A 17,941-nucleotide genomic window follows, 5' to 3' on the forward strand; every position below is an offset into this window, starting at 1 on the left:
CCTCAGCTTTCATACCCATTTGGGTGGTTTACATGCCAGTTCCACGCATCCTTGATGATTTCGTTGATGGAAGTACGCTTTGGCTCCCAGCCTAGCACTTCCTTCGCTTTTCCTGATGATGCGATTAGAATACTTGGGTCACCTGCACGGCGCTCGCCAATATTGACAGGGATATTTCGTTGTGTAACCTCTTTAGCTGCTTCAACCATTTCTTTTACAGAGAATCCACTGTTACTTCCAAGGTTAAAATAGTTACTTTCGCCTCCGTTTTGGAGATATTTAAGCGCTAGAATGTGCGCATTAATTAAGTCCTCAACATGAATATAATCACGGATGCATGTTCCGTCTGGCGTATCATAGTCCTCACCGAAGATTGTGATGGCATCTCTTTTTCCTAACGCCGCTTGTAAAATAACCGGGATCAGATGTGTTTCTGGATCATGATCCTCCCCGATTTCACCAGTTGCGCGAGCCCCAGCTACGTTAAAATAGCGGAGTGAAACAAATTTAATGTCATGCGCAATCTCAGACCACTTCATCATTTTCTCCATCGCAAGCTTTGTTTCACCGTACGTATTTGTTGGAACAGTCGGCATTTCCTCCGTAATTGGCACCTGCTTCGGTTCACCGTATGTAGCTGCAGTAGATGAGAAAACGATATATTTCACATTATTGTTTTTCATTGTTTCAAGTACAATTTGTGTTCCAAACACATTGTTGTCATAGTATTTTAACGGGTCGACCATTGATTCGCCGACAAGTGAATTTGCCGCGAAGTGAATCACCGCGTTAATATCTTCTTTTTCAAAAACAGATTGCATAAACGCACGGTCACGGATGTCACCTTGATAAAACTTCGCTTTCGGGTGAACCGCCTCCTTATGACCTGTTTGAAGATTGTCAACAACCACAACATCCTCATTCGCGTCAATTAACTGATAAACGGCGTGTGAGCCAATATAACCCGCTCCACCTAATACTAAAATACTCATATTCATTCGCTCCTTTTTTTGTTCAGGGGGTTTTCACCCTGGCTCGGTCATGGGCCTGCTGGGTCAGGTGCTTTCACCCTAAATTGGGTCAGAGGGACAGTTCCCTCGTCCCACCATATTTTTACAGGGACAAGGGACCTGTCCCTGTGTCCCACGGACAACCCTTTGCCCCACCCGAACTTGTGTCCTACCCTGTTATAGTTCTTTTGCGCCGTCGCCGATGCTTACTTCATAGAAGGATGCTGGGTAGCCGATGGTTTTTTCGTACAATTTTCCGATGGCATCTATGATTGCTTGCGCTTTGTCTTTTTCGACGAGGGCAATCGCACAGCCTCCGAAGCCAGCGCCTGTCATTCTTGCACCAAGCACACCCTCTTGCGCCCATGCTGCTTCTGCTAACGTATCAAGCTCTTTTCCGGTTACTTCATAATCATCACGCAATGATGTGTGTGATGCATTAAGTAAACGACCAAATTCTACGAGGTCCCCCGATTTTAGGGCTTTTAAAGCCTCTAATGTTCTTTCATTTTCATAAATAGCATGTTTAGCACGCTTTTGTAAGGTTTCGTTTTCGATTAGATACTTATACTGTTCAAATTTTTCGCTTGTGATATTACCAAGCGCTTGAACATCCAGCTCCTTTTGAAGTTGAGAAAGTGCCTGTTCACACTCACTGCGACGCTCATTGTATTTAGAATCCGCTAGCTCACGGCGCTTGTTTGTGTTCATAATTAAAATGAGATGATCATCCAACTCAATTGGTGCGTATTCATACCTTAATGTATCACAATCTAGTAAAATTCCTGCATTCTTTTTACCCATTCCGATTGCAAATTGATCCATGATCCCACTGTTCACACCAATAAACTTATTTTCTACAAGTTGACCGATTTTTACAAGTTCAACACGATCAATTTCAAGATTAAATAATTTTTCGAACATCACACCTGACACAAGCTCGATAGATGCCGATGAGGATAAACCGGCACCATTTGGGATATTGCCATAAAAAAGCACGTCAACACCAGTTGCTATGTCATAGCCTTTTTCACGTAAGTAACGGAGCATTCCCTTCGGATAATTCGCCCAATCATGGGCTATAGTATAGTCAAGGTCGCTTAAGTCAAACTCGATTACCCCGAGGTCTTCAAAGTTCATCGAGTACATTCTGATTTTGTCATCGTCACGTTTTCTAGCAAGCGCATACGTTCCTTTTGTGATTGAAGCCGGAAAAACATGGCCGCCATTGTAGTCGGTATGCTCACCAATGAGATTAATACGCCCAGGCGCGAAGAAGCTTCTGTAATCGGTTTCGTTAAATACTTCTATAAATCTATTTGAAAGTTGTTCGTGATCCATAGTGGATTTGCCTCCAATACTTTGGTTTCTATCTACATTGTAGAGCCATTAGTAAAAAAGGTCAATGAATTTTAGTTAAAGTTTTACTAAACATTAATTGCAGTTTTCTGGGTCCATAAAAAAAAGAACCAAAGAGATCTCCCCCTTTGGTTCTTAATGAAAATACATTCGAAATCCTATGATTATTAATAGAAAAGATAGCATTTGCATGATGACTCGACTTGGAATTTTTTGCGAGAGCAAGACGCCTAGCTGCGAACCAATGATAATCCCGGCTCCACCAAATGCAACGATCAGCCAATCGATATTCCCATGCCAGACCTGAAGAAAAACACCCACAGAAGAATATAAACATAAAGAAAAGATTGAGGTTGCGGTTGCGATATGGGTTGGAACACGAAAGATGTATACCAAAATTGGGACAAGCATCCAGCCTCCACCAATCCCCAGATAGCTTGAGAGAATTCCCATGAAAAAACCGAGTGGAATGAGCCATTTACCCTGTAATCTAGTATTATCTTGAAGATTAGAGGTGACTTTATCTTCTGTTTCCCCCGCTGCTGCGGTTTCTTTTTTTGCTTCCTTCGTCATATTCTTCTTTTTTAGCAAATTTGTATTTTTCACGACTAAAAAGAAGCCCAAAAAGACAAGTACACTAGCAAAGAAAAAATAAAAATACGTAGAAGAATAGGCTTGAAGAAGTTGCACACCGATAAAAGTCCCTGGGAACGCCCCTATACCTAACATGATTCCAGTTCGGTAATCAATCCGTTTCTGTTTTGCAAATCCAAAAACACCAGACAATGAGTTAATGAGTACAATGACTAGTCCTGTTCCTGCAGCAAGAACGGGATCAACATGAAAGAGAAGCAAGAGTGCCGGTACAAATAGAAAACCTCCACCTGCCCCAACAATCGCCCCATAACCACCAGCAAATATCCCGATTGCCACAAGTAAAACACCTGTTACGATATCCATCATTACGTTCCCCCTATGTATGACTCTCTATTAACCTATCAAACCTTTAAGTTGTAGTAAAATAACAATGTATAATAGGTCATAACAAAACGTAATACTGCTCACGATATAGAATAATACGAACTCATTCTTATATAATGAAAGTAATGAATATGGAAATTACGTATGAAAGGAGGGATACCATGAACATTGAAAATCTTAAACTCTTTTGCCTCGTGGTAGAAGAGGGAAGTATTACAAACGCTGCACGGATAAGTTATATCTCTCAACCAGCTGTCACGAAAAAGATTAGCCAGCTTGAAAATGAATATGGCACTTTGCTGTTTGAGAGAAATGGCGGGAGACTTGAACTAACAAAGGCTGGGGAAGTCCTTTATCCTTATGCGAAAGAAGTTATTGAAAATATCAAAAGGTCTTTCGATGCTGTTCAAAAAATGACTGGCAATGAGGAAGTCAATTTACATATAGGCGCAAGCTTAACGATTGGTGAATATCTATTACCTCAAATACTTGGCATGATCAAAAAAGGATATCCGCATATCACATTCAGTCTTACAATCGGGAATACCCCAAATATGATTGCAATGCTTGAAAACAATGAAATTGATATCGCTCTTGTGGAAAGTCAAATAGAAAATCCAAACCTAAAAATTGAAAAATTCGCTGAAGATGAGCTTATTTTAGTCACTTCGAATGACCATCATTGGAAGAATCGAAAAACAATTACGATAGATGAATTAGTAGAGGAAAAAATGATTTGGCGGGAGCCTGAATCTGGTTCACGTCTAATCGTTGAAAATTACCTTCGTGATTATGGGATCCTTGAGGAAATTGAGAGCGAAATGGAGCTAGGGAGTATTCAATCTATCAAAAGCGCCGTAGAAGCAGACCTAGGAATCAGCATTCTCCCAAGGATTACTGTTTTAAAAGAATTAGAACTAGGAACATTATGTCAGATTAACGTGGCCAATTTTTCTCTCACACGTTCACTATGGATGGTTCAAAAACCACATCGTTTTCCCAAAATAGGATTGCAACATTTTGTAGACTTTATCCGGAATTACTAAATATACTTGTTTGGGGTTACCTTGGTAACCAAAGGGACGGTTCAATATAAAAGAGGAGTAACCTATCACTCACAGGCTACTCCCCTTTTATTATGCGCTGTACTAGTATAACTAGTTTTGCGTCAAAATATCCTCAATTTTGGTTAATTCCTCTTGAGTGAAGGAAAGATTTCGTAAAGCCGAAACATTGTCCTCGAGTTGACTCACTTTACTTGCACCAACCAGCGCTGATGTGACACGACCTTCACGGAGAACCCATGCCAATGCCATTTGCGCAAGACTTTGTCCTCTTTCTATAGCAAGAGCGTTTAACTGTTGGATTTTCCCTAAAACATTCTCTGTGATTTGATCTTTTTTAAGGAATGTATTTTGCTTAGCAGCCCTTGAATCAGTTGGAATGCCGCCAAGATATTTATTCGTTAATAATCCTTGTGCCATCGGGGAGAACACAATCGATCCCACACCATTTTCGGCCAACACATCCTGCAAGCCGTCCTCAATCCAGCGGTCAAACATCGAATATCTTGGTTGATGAATAAGGAGTGGTGTACCTAACTCTTTCAGTATACGAATGGCTTCTTGTGTTTGAGTCGGGTTATAATTTGAAATTCCCACATATAGCGCTTTTCCTTGTCGTACGATCTGATCAAGAGCACCCATCGTTTCTTCAAGTGGTGTATGAGGGTCAGGGCGGTGTGAGTAAAAAAACATCAACATACTCAAGGCCCATCCGTTTTAGACTTTGATCAAGGCTTGAAATCAAATACTTTCTTGAACCCCAGTCCCCATATGGACCTTCCCACATCTGGTAGCCAGCCTTTGTGGAAATAACCAATTCATCACGATACGGGGCAAAATCTACCTTCATCATTTTTCCAAACATTTCTTCAGCACTGCCTGGTGGTGGACCATAATTATTCGCTAAATCAAAATGAGTAATCCCAAGGTCAAATGCCTTTCTTAAGATGTTTCGTCCATTCTCATAAGAATCGACTCCCCCGAAGTTGTGCCATAACCCTAATGAAATCGCTGGCAAAAGTAAACCTGACTTGCCAACCCGATTATACTTCATCCCATCATAACGCCCTTCACTTGCCACATAAACCATTTGTATCCTCCTTTGGGACAGAGGGACAGGTCCCTCGTCCCACTTATTAATGATTGTGGGACAGTGGACCTGTCCCCTTGACCCACTATTTTTCTTTAAAAATCTCCATCAATTCGGCTGTTGCGTCGTCTGTGTTTTGGACATAGGAGACGAGGTGTTGCATTTGGCCGTTCTGGTTTTCGATGGATGCGGTAATTTCCTCTAGTGATGCTGTTGTTTCTTCAATGATTGCAGCGAATTCACTGACTGAAGTTTCAATGGAAACCGATGACTGGCTGATTTGGTTTGAGATTTTTTCGAAATGCTTAACAGCATCGTTCAGTTCGGACACTGTATCATCGATAACTGTGAAAACGCCTTTTGCATCCTTTGTAAGTTGAACACTTTCGTCCATTTTTATCGCATTTTCTGCCATATGCTTCTGCGTTAATGTTGTGCTCTCGTTTACTTCTTTTAAATTCTCAGAAATGAGGTTTGCCGTATTTGATGTCACCTCTGAAAGCTTCCGTATTTCAGATGCAACTACCGCAAAACCTCTACCACTATCACCTGCTCTGGCCGCTTCAATCGAAGCGTTAAGCGCTAATAAATTCGTTTGTGACGCAATTTCCTGAATTCGATCCGTAAACCCGTTTGTTTCATTGATTTTTTCAACTAATAAATTCATTGTTTCAGACATTGAATGGACAGATACTTGAAAGTCTGTAATTTTTGAGAGTAAAAGATCAATGGATTTATTTCCATTGTCAGCTGCTAAATTCGTATTCTCGGTCTGATTACTAAGGTGGTTCGAACCTTTTACAAGTTCCTGGACAATTCGATTCAGATCTTCAATGGATTCAGTAATGGTTGTCGCTGCCTCATTTTGCGTGTTCATTCCGGATGAGATTTCTGTAACTGCGATTGTCATCTCGTTAAAGGAGTGCATTTGCTCCTCACCTTGGCGACGGATGTTTGTGATGTTCTCGCTGATCACCTGTGAGTTTTCCTCAAGCTGAGCCGCATGGTGCCGTCTCATCTCAAGTAGGTGCTCGGTGTGCTTATGCGTTGTCTGAATATCCTGAGTCAACCTTCCAGTAACAATACTCTGGAAAATCAGAGTCGCAATAATCACAGCAAAAATCAAATAATAAATCACAATTTCCTTTGAGGTGTAGTTGAACTCATGTCCACTTGTAAGAAAAAATAAAACCGTTAATGCAATGGCACAAACCACGCCAAAGATTAGCGTTTTCCGTTTATTATAGATTGCAACCGTTGTTAATAGGTATAACGGTAAAAGGACAATTGGCGCCGATTGTGAGCTAGACATAATCACAAAGATAACCACCGAAATCCCTACGACCGAAATATAAGGTGTTTGTGTTAATAGGAGTTTCTTGTAAATCAGTAAGCATAAGATAGCAAGAAAGATCGCACCGCCAATTCCGATTGTGAGAATCATTTGAAGTGGCTGCCGAATCGAAACCTCAACAATAATTGCTAGAATGATAGAAATAAGTGAAACAATGCCGACCAATTTGTTTTTTCGGATAAGATCCTCTCGTTTTAACTCCTCAATAGATAAAACCGTTTCGTTCATAAGGTTGTCCCCCATTATTGATATCACCCTCTATTTTACCGTTTTTTAGGAGGTTTGAATATAGTAATTATGGGAAAGTGGGATTCAAACCAACTTGTATTGAGAGTGACATATTATTTAAAGGTTAGGTTCACTGTATAGTCTAGATTGTTAAAAAAGCTAGTCAAAACGTTTTCTGCGTTTCTTTCGGCGGTTTCTAATAGTCCCATCTCGATTGCCTCTTTCCGAATATCATCCTGGGCTTCAGCCACTAAATCAAAGCCTTCATCCCATTTCACCTCACCACGGAATATTCCTTCGTCTGAATATGTGATTAACTTTTCCATCTGTATTGCTGGATCTTGGATTAGCTCAGCATGTGGGAGAACAATATCTAGCACTTTTTCTTTTTCATTTACTTTTAAATCATCCTTAGTAATTCCTTTTAAATCAACACCAGCAATCACGGTGCCCGGAACAATTAAAAATATCTCTCTCTTTGTTCCTGGAAGATTAATTGATATATCATTTCCAAACAACTTATTATCCTCTTGCTTGATAACTGCTTTCACAGAGGCTTCAGCTGTTGCGAGTGTAGCGAGTTCTTTGATATCTTCAACAAATAACGTACTTTCTTTCTTAAACGTACTTCCAGATAGAAGCCAAACACTCCCTACTGAAACCGCAACGAGAAGGACAGCAACTAGGAGAATCCTTGCTCCTAGAGCTCGAAATAGAAACTTAAATAGCGTCCCAGACATGTTGCGATTTCTTCTTCTCTGGCCGACCACCGCGGTGGCCGCACTTTCTTCATTTGCTGTTTTAAGTTCTTTTAAAATAGCTTCCAACTGCGCTATTGTTTCATCCTTTTTCCTCATAGAATCCAACCCCTTAAATGATAGTTTACTAGTTTTTTAAATAGGCAGATGAAAGGCTACACCTAACAGGGGTGTAGCCAAAGATATATGTGATATTAAAATGCAGTTCTTTCGTCATATTCTGAGTCATTTCTACTATTTTTGACAGTTTTCACTTATGGTTATTTTATCACAGGTCATTTTTAACTGTCACTCATTGATTGATACAAATAAGATTGAAAGTATTTAGGTGATGTTGGGCTTATTTTTATAGAAATGACAAGGGGTATGAATCATTACAAGTTTTTCTTTTATTAACGAAATTTAACAATTCATTTAAGAGTTGTGAATTGCAGATGAATCGACAAATTTTAAAGGTATGATTGTATATAATGACAAGAGTTGGAGGTTAGGAGTCAAAATTTGTTTTGTGCCTTTCTATGAATTGGAAAAGGACAAATGGTGGAGGTAATTTATGATGACTGTCGTTAACTTACTTGGTACATATATCTTGGGTGCCGTTATGATTATTTGGCTTTTGAATATCGTTTTTAAACAGATAAGTAAATATCATACTCGAATCAATGAAAATAAACACAATGAATGACTTACATATTTTTTACTAGATAGAGGTGTTAAAATGGGAAATCTACTGCGAAAAGCTAGTCAGTCAAAAAAGAAGGTTTTAATTAATAAGTTGATAAAACAAGGAATTTATAAAAAAAATGAAAAGCATCTTTATGAATTGACTTTAAGAGAGCTTGAAAATGAGTATAAATTAATATACGACCGTGAATGACCTTCGTTCCTTTTACATGATCAGTGGCGCATCGAACCTGCTTATGGCCGATAAATCGAATTTATGGCCGTTAGCATAAGGGTTATGGACGATAATTTTCATTTATGGCCGTTATTTTATTTTTATGGCTGATAGCAAATTTCCGCTCAAAAAAAGAGACAGCCACAAGGCTGCCCCTCTCCACTTATTAATTCAATTTCGATCTCAAATATGCATCAATAAACAAGTCAATCTCGCCGTCCATTACACTTCCAGTATTACCAACCTCTACATTTGTGCGGTGGTCTTTTACCATGGAATATGGGTGGAAGACATAGGAGCGGATTTGGCTGCCCCAGCCGATTTCTTTTTGTTCACCGCGGATTTCGTCTAGTTCGGCTTGTTGTTTTTCAATCTCAAGCTGGTATAACTTAGACTTCAACATTTTCATTGCTTGTTCGCGGTTTTTGATTTGTGAACGCTCAGTTTGACACGTTACAACCGTATTTGTTGGGAGATGAGTGATCCGAACAGCTGAGTCGGTGGTGTTGATGTGCTGACCACCCGCTCCACTCGCACGGTACGTATCGATTTTTAAATCTTCACTTCGCACGTCAATTTCGATATCATCGTTAAACTCTGGCATTACTTCACATGACACGAATGATGTGTGACGACGGCCTGATGAGTCGAACGGTGAAATACGAACTAAGCGGTGTACTCCTTTTTCAGCCTTCAAATAGCCGTAGGCATTGTGTCCTTTGATTAAAAGAGTCACACTCTTAATACCAGCTTCGTCACCTGGAAGATAGTCCATTGTTTCCACCTTGAAGCCTTTTTTCTCGGCCCAACGAGTGTACATACGAAGAAGCATGGAGCCCCAGTCCTGTGATTCGGTACCACCTGCACCTGGGTGAAGCTCTAGAATTGCATTATTTTTATCATAAGGCTCGCTTAACAGGAGCTGTAATTCGAAATCACTTAAGCTTTTAGACAATTGTTGAATTTCTTCGTCTAGCTCGGCTTGCAAATCTGCATCAGGCTCTTCCTTCACAAGTTGATAGGTGAGCTCCAGATTCTCATATGAATCGTTTAAATTCACAAATTCATTGACTTGATCCTTTAATGCATTTGCTTCGTTGATGACAGTTTGGGCAGCATTCTGGTCATTCCAGAAGTCGGGCATTGACATAATTTCGTCAAGCTCGGTGATGCGCGCTTGTTTGGCCTCTAAGTCAAAGAGACCCCCTAAAACCCGCTAATTTCTTAGCCATTTTATCAAGTTCGTGCTTAATTTCTACTAATTCCATAATTTTTCCTCCAAGATGTAATCATTTAGTCAAATTCGCCTTGGCGTATTTGCGCCCAGATTTTTTCGAGCCTGCTCGAAAAATTACCTTTGAAAATCTGTGGCATCCGCCAGAGGCTATAACTTTATTCAGTGGGGATTTTAATCCCCTACTGAAAAAGTTATATCATGATTCCTACTTCATTATCTTACTCATTTTTTTAGGTTTAGTCTCTGATTTTTTTCGAAACAAAAGGTGAGAGTTGGCTCTCACCTTTTTCATTATTGATATCTGGGACAAGGGACCTGTCCCTCTGTCCCAATTTGGGAAGTCTCTATATCTTTATTGACCGTGACAGTTTTTGAATTTTTTGCCGCTTCCGCAGTAGCATGGGTCGTTACGGCCGATGTCAACGGATTTTTGTACTGGGCGTTTTTTTGGCTTTTCTTCGCCGCCCTCTTTTGGTTGAACAGCATGGCCTTTCGCCACTTCTTCACGCTGAAGGTTGCTGCGGATTTGCGCCTTCATTACAAACTTCGCAACATCGTCTTCAATGGAAGCAATCATGTTTTCGAACATTGCAAAGCCTTCGAAGTTGTATTCGCGAAGTGGGTCGTTTTGACCGTACGCACGTAAATGGATACCTTGGCGAAGCTGATCCATTTGGTCAATGTGATCCATCCACTTACTGTCAACAGCACGAAGCACGACAACACGCTCGAATTCACGCATTTGCTCAGGCTCAATTTGCTCTTCTTTTTCATCATAGCGTACTTTAACCTTTTCAAAAATGAGCTCGGACATTTCTTCAGGTTCTTTTCCACGAAGGTCGTCAATTGAAATGTCACCTTCATTTAGAAGATTCGCATTCACATGATCAACGATTCCTTTGTAGTTCCAGTCTTCTTCTACTTCATCCTTTGGTGTATGAGCGTGAATGACACGATCAAGCGAAGACTTAATCATATTTTCGACAACATCACGAAGGTTCTCAGAATCAAGAACTTCATAACGCTGTTTATAAATAACCTCACGTTGCTGACGAAGAACATCGTCATATTGTAAAAGTTGTTTACGTGCATCAAAGTTGTTGCCCTCAACGCGTTTTTGCGCAGATTCAACCGCTCTGGAGACCATCTTACTTTGAATTGGCTGGGAATCATCCATGCCAAGGCGCTCCATCATATTTTTCATATTGTCGGAACCGAAACGGCGCATAAGTTCATCTTCCATTGAAAGATAGAACTGTGTTACCCCTGGGTCCCCTTGACGACCTGCACGTCCACGAAGCTGGTTATCAATACGACGGCTCTCGTGTCGCTCAGTACCAATTACCGCAAGTCCACCAAGTTCCTTAACACCCTCGCCAAGCTTGATGTCCGTACCACGACCAGCCATGTTTGTCGCGATGGTTACCGCGCCTTGTTGACCAGCTTGCTCAATGATTTCAGCTTCACGAGCGTGGTTTTTCGCGTTCAAGATATTATGCTTAACGCCTTTTTTCAATAAGTACTTCGAAATAATTTCAGATGTTTCAATCGCAACCGTACCAACTAAGACAGGTTGTCCCTTCGCATGGCGCTCTGCAATATCCTCAGCAACCGCGCGGAACTTGCCCTCGATGGATTTATAAATTAAATCAGGACGGTCATCACGGGCAATCGGACGATTCGTTGGAATCACAACAACATTCATATTGTAAATATTGCGGAATTCTTCTTCCTCAGTCTTTGCCGTACCCGTCATACCAGAAAGTTTCTCATACATACGGAAGTAGTTCTGGAATGTAATCGTTGCTAGCGTCATGCTTTCGTTTTGAATTTCGACGCCTTCTTTCGCCTCAATTGCTTGGTGAAGGCCTTCGCTATAACGACGTCCCTTCATGAGACGACCTGTGAATTGGTCAACGATGACGATTTGATCTTCCTCAACTACATAGTCAATGTCACGGTGCATACTCGCATTCGCTTTTAACGCTTGGTTGATGTGATGAATCAACGCTACATTCGAAATATCAAATAGGTTTTCAATACCGAAGACACGCTCAGCCTTTGAAATTCCTTCTTCAGTGAGTTGAACACCTTTTGTTTTTTCATCATAGGTGTAGTCTTCTTCTTTTTTAAGAGTTGTCACAAATCCGTTCGCTTGAACGTAGAGTGCTGTTGATTTTTGAGCAGAACCGGAAATGATTAACGGTGTACGCGCCTCATCGATTAAGATTGAGTCAACTTCGTCAATAACGGCAAAATAAAGCGGACGTTGCACCATTTGTTCCTTATAAAGGACCATGTTATCACGTAAATAGTCGAAACCAAATTCATTGTTCGTACCATACGTAATATCAGCACGGTATGCTTCAATTTTTTCATCACGGGACATGGAGTTAAGGTTTAACCCAACACTTAGACCTAAAAACTCATAAAGTTGACCCATCTCGTGCGCATCACGGCTTGCAAGGTATTCGTTGACAGTGACAACGTGAACGCCTTTTCCAGTGATCGCATTTAAATAAACAGGCATAGTGGAAGTTAATGTTTTACCTTCCCCTGTTTTCATCTCAGAAATATTTCCTTCATGAAGGGAAATCCCCCCCATTAACTGAACGCGGTATGGGTGCAGACCCAACACACGCTTTGCACCTTCACGAACAACAGCGAAAGCTTCAACTAGTAAATCATCAAGTTTTTCACCTTTTTGGTATCGTTCCTTGAACTCTTCGGTTTTGTTGCGAAGGGCTTCATCAGAAAGCTTCTCCATCTCAGGATGAAGGGCCTCAATTTTATCTGCAAGTGTTTCCAAGCGCTTGATTGTGCGTTTGTTTGGATCAAAAACTTTGTTTAAAATTCCAAGCATCATGTACGCTCCTCTATCGTAAGTTTCATTCATTACGGGATTATGTATATCATCCATTTTACCACTAAAAGGGACAAGGGTAAAATATTATCGAGTTTCGTGATGTGAGGGGATTCGACAAAATCGAGATGCACGAGGTGCTTAGTGCAAGCCAAATCAAAAAGTACCCCGCACTTAACGAGATACTTATATCGCATAACTGATTTGATTCCGGCCATTTTGCTTAGACGCATAGAGGGAGTTGTCCGCCTTTTCAATGGCGTGATAAAGGTGATCCGGGTCTTTCAGTTCAGAAACACCGATTGATACGGTAATAGATAGCTTTTTGTTATCTGCCCAAAACGGCGTTGACTCAATCCCGCTACGAATATCAGAAACGATATTCATCAGCTTTTCTTTTGATTCTGCCTCTAATAGTAAAATAAATTCCTCCCCACCATATCTTCCAAGTATCGATTTATAGGGGTGAACTTTTTTATACAAGGTTTGTGCGACATTTTTCAAAACAGAATCGCCATTTAAGTGGCCGAACGTGTCATTAACTTTTTTAAAATGATCGATATCAATCATTACAATGTATTTTTTACGTTGGTTTGAGACTTTCTTAACGCGACTTTCGAAACAGCGCATATTGTATAGGCCTGTAAGAGGATCACGTTCTGCATAAAATCGAAGCTTTCGTTTCAACTCAATTTCTTGATTAAGTAGGTTAATGAAAAAATATAGGATAAATGCTGATACCTGTAGGGCAATCATCCGAACAAGATGGATTTCACTGAAAATCTCTAATCCATTTGGTACGAGAAAGATAATCGGGACATCCGAGATGAGCCAGCTGGCTATGATTAAAATGAACAGGGTATACGGCTTTGGCATGACTCGATCTTTTCTATGAAAAAGAAGAGCCAGCAACACAGGTAATACCATACCAAATACCACGCCTGGCATAGCTCCCACGCCACCCATGCCAAGCCTCCAGCTAACCGTTATGATTAGGATAGGAATCGCATGTTTCCACCCCAGCAAAAGTGAAAAAACCACCAATGGCACAAGGCGGAGATCGAACTGATAGCCTTCAAAACGGATCGGCAAATAGAACAGAAAAATAACACAAGTCGCGGTAAGAATAAGAATACTCGCTGAGAAAAGATACTTGTGAATGGATTTTCGGTTGGATACTAATAGACTAATACACATATATAGAAATAAGATAATTGCAATATTTGAAAGAGTAGGTTGTAGGATAGTTGTCATTTAGATCCCTGCTTTAAAATCATTTAGTAAGGGTTGTCCCTCAATTTTATTATCAATGTTGTGGGAGTATTTGGCCATGGGGGATTTACCCTATTTTTTAGTATGGTAGGAATGTCCTTTACATAAAGGCTCTGTTAATTAATAGTGTTGATTTCCGCTGCAGGTACTCGCTTTCCGCGGGCGGTCCGGAAGCCTCCTTAACGAATGTGGAGGCGGCTTGCACAGCAACGAGAAAATTGGAAACTCCGACAAAGAGGCGTATTTTGCCTCTGAAGGAGGAGTTGAAATTTCTCGAGTTTCTAGCCGCTGCAACTGGACAAGTCGCTATGCTCCTGCGGGGTCTCCCTTGGACACGCTTTTCCCGCAGGACGTTGAATTTGCTTCCTTGAAACTACACCGCACGAAGAAAATGCCAGCATTTTCGAGGATCTCGTACCTTCCACTCCAATCAACAAAATATAAGGTTCAACATCGACATTTAACACAGCCTACATAAAAGAGGCACAGTCTGAATTCAGACTGTGCACTCGTAAGTTAGTTTTATTAGTTAGGTTCAATGATTCCGTATTTACCATCTTTACGACGATACACGACATTGGTTGTATTGGTTTCCGCATTTGTGAAAACAAAGAAATTGTGGCCAAGCATATTCATTTGAAGAATCGCTTCTTCACTATCCATCGGTTTCAAATCAAAACGCTTGGTACGAACTAATTCGTAATCCTCGTCCTCGATATCCTGAACCGCAGTAGCAGTAGCTGCCCCGCCATTCTCAAACAGAGTGCGAGTAGAGCCTTTCTCACGAAGCTTACGGTTGACTTTTGTTTTATGCTTGCGGATTTGGCGTTCAAGCTTATCAGTCACAAGGTCAATCGCTGCATACATATCCTCATTAGACTCCTCCGCACGAAGCACAAGCTGTGTCATCGGAATCGTAACCTCTATTTTATGGTCCTTCGCATTATTTACTTTTAAGTTAACATTTACTTTTGCATCTGGAGTGCCATCGAAATAGCGTTCAAGCTTTCCTACCTTTTTCTCAACATACTCTCGCAATGCTGGAGTTACCTCAATGTTTTCACCACGAACGTTGTAATTCATACATGAACTCCTCCTTTTAACTCTAATGCATTGGACACAGCCAAGACCCTTTTTAGGGTAACCAACCTGTGTAACAATATAACCCTTTTTAAATTAAGGTTATATTAACTAATTCTACACACCCCTCCCCAATTCCTGCTTTTTTGTAAAATAAATATGGAGAAATTGTGAAATTGTAAACAATGTTTACACAAACAAAGCTATCCCCGTGGGTCACGGATGCGCCTTGGTTGGGTCACAGGGACAGGTCCCTTGTCCCACCAGAAAATGGATAAAATCGTCCCCGTTATCCTTTTTTCCTGCTAGTAATGTGAATTTGTAAACATTATGTGTAGGTGTAAAAATATATGCATGTCTAAGGTGAGTTATGAATGGAACTTGTGTGGTTTCTTAGATGGGATTGCTTGAAGAATTCTTCAGTAGTAGTATGTCCAACTATTTATTTTTTACCAGCGTTTACCTTAATTAGTAAACGATTTGATATTTTGTTTTCCCCAATCGTACATCATGAAAACAATCGGCATTAGGCTTTGACCTAAATCTGTCAATGAATATTCCACTCTCGGAGGAACTTCGGGATATACTTTCCGATGAACAATGCCATCTTCCTCCAACTCTCGAACCTGGGTCGTTAACACCTTATGCGTTATTTTCGGAAATAATCGTTTAATTTCACTAAAACGTAATGGACCACCAGTTGCTAAATAGTAAATAATCGTAATTTTCCATTTGCCGCTAATAATGGATAATGTCAATTCCTTTTCACAATTAAATTCACCATTCTCAAGTTTCTTTCTGACTTCCCTCCGTAAATCATCCATTAAATACTTCTCCTCCTCACTGGCTCAAAAGTATCCTTAAGGTAATCTTCTCACAAAAAAGTGCGTTCTTCCAAACAAAAGATTTATTTTTTAGACTAGATGTAAGGTAGAGAATATTCAAATTCAAGGGAATTAACTCTATCAAAAGGAGATTGGGGGAAGGAAAAATGGCAGGAAACAGAGCTGTAGTATACAAAGGTCCTGGACGTGTAGCGATTGAAGATATTAGCTACCCAGATTTGATTCTTAGAGACGGACCGGGAGTAAATCCTTTAAATGTTGGTCGTAAGTGTGACCATGGGGTCATTATAAAAGTTGTTACCACTAATATTTGCGGAAGTGATCAGCATATGGTTCGTGGTCGGACGACGGCTCCATCGGGGCTTGTTCTCGGACATGAAATTACGGGTGAAGTCATTGAGGTAGGACGCGATGTCGAATTTATTAAAAAAGGAGATCTTGTCTCCGTACCTTTTAATATTGCGTGTGGTCGTTGCCGTAGTTGTAAAGAACAGAACACACATATTTGTGAAAATGTGAACCCAGACCGTCCAGGCTCCGCTTATGGATATGTCGACATGGGAGGCTGGGTCGGTGGGCAATCCGAGTATGTAATGGTTCCTTATGCAGACTTCCAGTTGCTGAAGTTTCCAGATAAAGATCAAGCCTTAGAAAAAATCCTTGATTTAACGATGCTATCTGATATTTTCCCAACAGGCTATCATGGTGCGGTGAGTGCTGGCGTAAAGCCTGGTTCTACTGTATATGTTGCGGGAGCTGGCCCCGTTGGATTAGCTGCAGCGCATTCTGCTCAACTTCTAGGCGCTTCGGTTGTAATTGTTGGTGACTTAAACAAGGAGCGTCTTGCACAAGCGAGAAGTTTCGGCTGTGAAACTGTAAACCTTAGAGAGCATCCAGACCTCGGCGAGCAAATCGAACAAATCTTAGGTGTGCCAGAGGTAGATTGTGCCATTGACTGTGTCGGTTTTGAAGCCCACGGGCATGGTGCTGGCGCTGGTGAAGCGCCTGCTGCTGTTTTGAACTCCATTATGGAAGTAACCCGTGCCGGAGGTCGACTTGGTATTCCAGGATTATATGTTACAGGTGACCCAGGTGCAGTAGACGAGGATGCGAAAATCGGTACGTTAAAAGTTCGACTGGGACTTGGATGGGCGAAAGCACATACTTTCGTAACGGGCCAAACTCCAGTAATGAAATATCACCGTGACTTAATGATGGCGATCCTTAGTGGAAAAGCACAAATTGCCAAAGCGGTAAATGCAACACTGATTTCCTTGGATCAAGCACCAGCTGCATATGCAGAATTTGATCAAGGTGCTTCCAAGAAATTTGTCATTGACCCTCATGGAATGTTGAATAAATAAGTATTTTAAAATAAGGAGGCTATTATTATGGGTAAAATCACATTAGATTTAGCTAAAAAAATCATTGCAGGTGCGGAAGAAGAAGCCAATAAAATCGGCGTTTCCATGGTGATTTCAGTCGTGGATGAGGGTGGAAATCTGATTGCGATTCACCGGATGGATGATGCTTGGTTAGCGAGCATTGACATAGCCCAAAACAAGGCTTGGACATCAGTTGCATTAAAAATGCCGTCAGCAAACTTAGCAGATGCAACGGTTCCTGCAGCAGAACTTTATGGATTGAATACAACAAACAATGGACGCCTTGTCGTGTTCGGCGGTGGGATCCCACTTGAGATTGACGGAAAAGTTGTAGGAGCTGTCGGAGTAAGCGGTAGTTCAGTTCCTCATGATGTTCAAGTGGCGGAGGCTGCTGTAAAAGCGTTTAATAATTCGGTAAATCTGTAATAAATTGGTGGGACATAGGGACAGGTCCCGCGTCCCACTATTATTGCTATTCTCATTTTGAGTAAATTACGTCAAAGAAAAAAGCCACCTT

15 protein-coding genes and 1 pseudogene are annotated in these 17,941 nt (G+C 40.9%); 5 read left to right on the top strand and 11 right to left on the bottom strand.

The annotated features are described in order from the left end of the window. Positions 1-2 precede the first annotated feature (2 nt). From galE to AC6CHV_RS06785, 3 genes are all read right to left on the bottom strand, one after another. Complete coding sequence (galE, locus tag AC6CHV_RS06775) at positions 3-992, bottom strand: UDP-glucose 4-epimerase GalE (protein WP_341332944.1); 990 nt, start codon at positions 990-992, stop codon at positions 3-5. A gap of 195 nt (positions 993-1,187) precedes the next feature. Further along, positions 1,188-2,351 (bottom strand): galactokinase, encoded by a 1,164-nt coding sequence (locus tag AC6CHV_RS06780; RefSeq protein WP_498078411.1) that lies wholly within the window; start codon positions 2,349-2,351, stop codon positions 1,188-1,190. Between the two features lie 153 nt (positions 2,352-2,504). Then, on the bottom strand, positions 2,505-3,329 hold the full coding sequence (locus AC6CHV_RS06785) for a TSUP family transporter (protein ID WP_498078523.1): 825 nt from the start codon (positions 3,327-3,329) through the stop codon (positions 2,505-2,507). A gap of 182 nt (positions 3,330-3,511) precedes the next feature. Here AC6CHV_RS06785 and AC6CHV_RS06790 point away from each other — a divergent pair, with 182 nt between their 5' ends. Then, positions 3,512-4,396: a LysR substrate-binding domain-containing protein gene (locus AC6CHV_RS06790; RefSeq protein ID WP_498078412.1), complete on the top strand. Its 885-nt coding sequence runs from the start codon at positions 3,512-3,514 to the stop codon at positions 4,394-4,396. Positions 4,397-4,507: 111 nt separating this feature from the next. On the opposite strand, the pseudogene mgrA reads toward AC6CHV_RS06790, so the two are convergent. From mgrA to AC6CHV_RS06805, 3 genes and pseudogenes are all read right to left on the bottom strand, one after another. After that, positions 4,508-5,504, bottom strand: a pseudogene (gene mgrA / locus AC6CHV_RS06795) (L-glyceraldehyde 3-phosphate reductase). A gap of 85 nt (positions 5,505-5,589) precedes the next feature. Further along, positions 5,590-7,086: a methyl-accepting chemotaxis protein gene (locus AC6CHV_RS06800; protein WP_498078413.1), complete on the bottom strand. Its 1,497-nt coding sequence runs from the start codon at positions 7,084-7,086 to the stop codon at positions 5,590-5,592. Positions 7,087-7,199: 113 nt separating this feature from the next. Continuing rightward, positions 7,200-7,943, bottom strand: a complete 744-nt coding sequence (locus AC6CHV_RS06805; RefSeq protein ID WP_498078414.1) for a DUF4230 domain-containing protein — start codon at positions 7,941-7,943, stop codon at positions 7,200-7,202. 454 nt (positions 7,944-8,397) lie between these two features. On the opposite strand from AC6CHV_RS06805, the gene AC6CHV_RS06810 reads away from it, so the two are divergent. Both AC6CHV_RS06810 and AC6CHV_RS06815 read left to right on the top strand, forming a co-directional pair. Continuing rightward, a complete protein-coding gene (locus AC6CHV_RS06810; protein WP_440272722.1) occupies positions 8,398-8,529 on the top strand; it encodes a hypothetical protein in 132 nt (43 codons plus the stop codon). A gap of 33 nt (positions 8,530-8,562) precedes the next feature. Then, on the top strand, positions 8,563-8,721 hold the full coding sequence (locus tag AC6CHV_RS06815) for a Fur-regulated basic protein FbpA (protein ID WP_121445792.1): 159 nt from the start codon (positions 8,563-8,565) through the stop codon (positions 8,719-8,721). A 187-nt stretch (positions 8,722-8,908) separates the two neighbouring features. On the opposite strand, the gene prfB is transcribed toward AC6CHV_RS06815, so the two are convergent. The 5 genes from prfB to AC6CHV_RS06840 form a co-directional block, all read right to left on the bottom strand. Continuing rightward, positions 8,909-10,010 (bottom strand): peptide chain release factor 2 gene (gene prfB, locus AC6CHV_RS06820; RefSeq protein WP_498078415.1). Its coding sequence is split into 2 segments (ribosomal slippage): positions 8,909-9,937 and positions 9,939-10,010, totalling 1,101 coding nucleotides; the frame shifts between segments, so codons are not numbered across the junction. Positions 10,011-10,331: 321 nt separating this feature from the next. Further along, complete coding sequence (gene secA, locus AC6CHV_RS06825) at positions 10,332-12,842, bottom strand: preprotein translocase subunit SecA (RefSeq protein ID WP_341333590.1); 2,511 nt, start codon at positions 12,840-12,842, stop codon at positions 10,332-10,334. 186 nt (positions 12,843-13,028) lie between these two features. Then, positions 13,029-14,096: a diguanylate cyclase gene (locus tag AC6CHV_RS06830; RefSeq protein WP_498078416.1), complete on the bottom strand. Its 1,068-nt coding sequence runs from the start codon at positions 14,094-14,096 to the stop codon at positions 13,029-13,031. A gap of 543 nt (positions 14,097-14,639) precedes the next feature. Then, positions 14,640-15,197, bottom strand: coding sequence for a ribosome hibernation-promoting factor, HPF/YfiA family (gene hpf, locus AC6CHV_RS06835; protein WP_121445788.1), 558 nt, complete (start codon positions 15,195-15,197; stop codon positions 14,640-14,642). Positions 15,198-15,658: 461 nt separating this feature from the next. After that, the gene (locus tag AC6CHV_RS06840; RefSeq protein ID WP_341332952.1) at positions 15,659-16,018 is read right to left on the bottom strand and encodes a winged helix-turn-helix transcriptional regulator; all 360 of its coding nucleotides are present in this window, start codon (positions 16,016-16,018) and stop codon (positions 15,659-15,661) included. Positions 16,019-16,185: 167 nt separating this feature from the next. On the opposite strand from AC6CHV_RS06840, the gene fdhA reads away from it, so the two are divergent. Together fdhA and AC6CHV_RS06850 are read left to right on the top strand one after the other, a co-directional pair. Then, positions 16,186-17,403: a formaldehyde dehydrogenase, glutathione-independent gene (fdhA, locus tag AC6CHV_RS06845; RefSeq protein ID WP_498078417.1), complete on the top strand. Its 1,218-nt coding sequence runs from the start codon at positions 16,186-16,188 to the stop codon at positions 17,401-17,403. A gap of 27 nt (positions 17,404-17,430) precedes the next feature. Further along, positions 17,431-17,850 (top strand): heme-binding protein, encoded by a 420-nt coding sequence (locus AC6CHV_RS06850; RefSeq protein ID WP_498078418.1) that lies wholly within the window; start codon positions 17,431-17,433, stop codon positions 17,848-17,850. Positions 17,851-17,941: the final 91 nt, after the last annotated feature.

It is taken from the genome of Ferdinandcohnia sp. GQ5 (assembly GCF_059759275.1).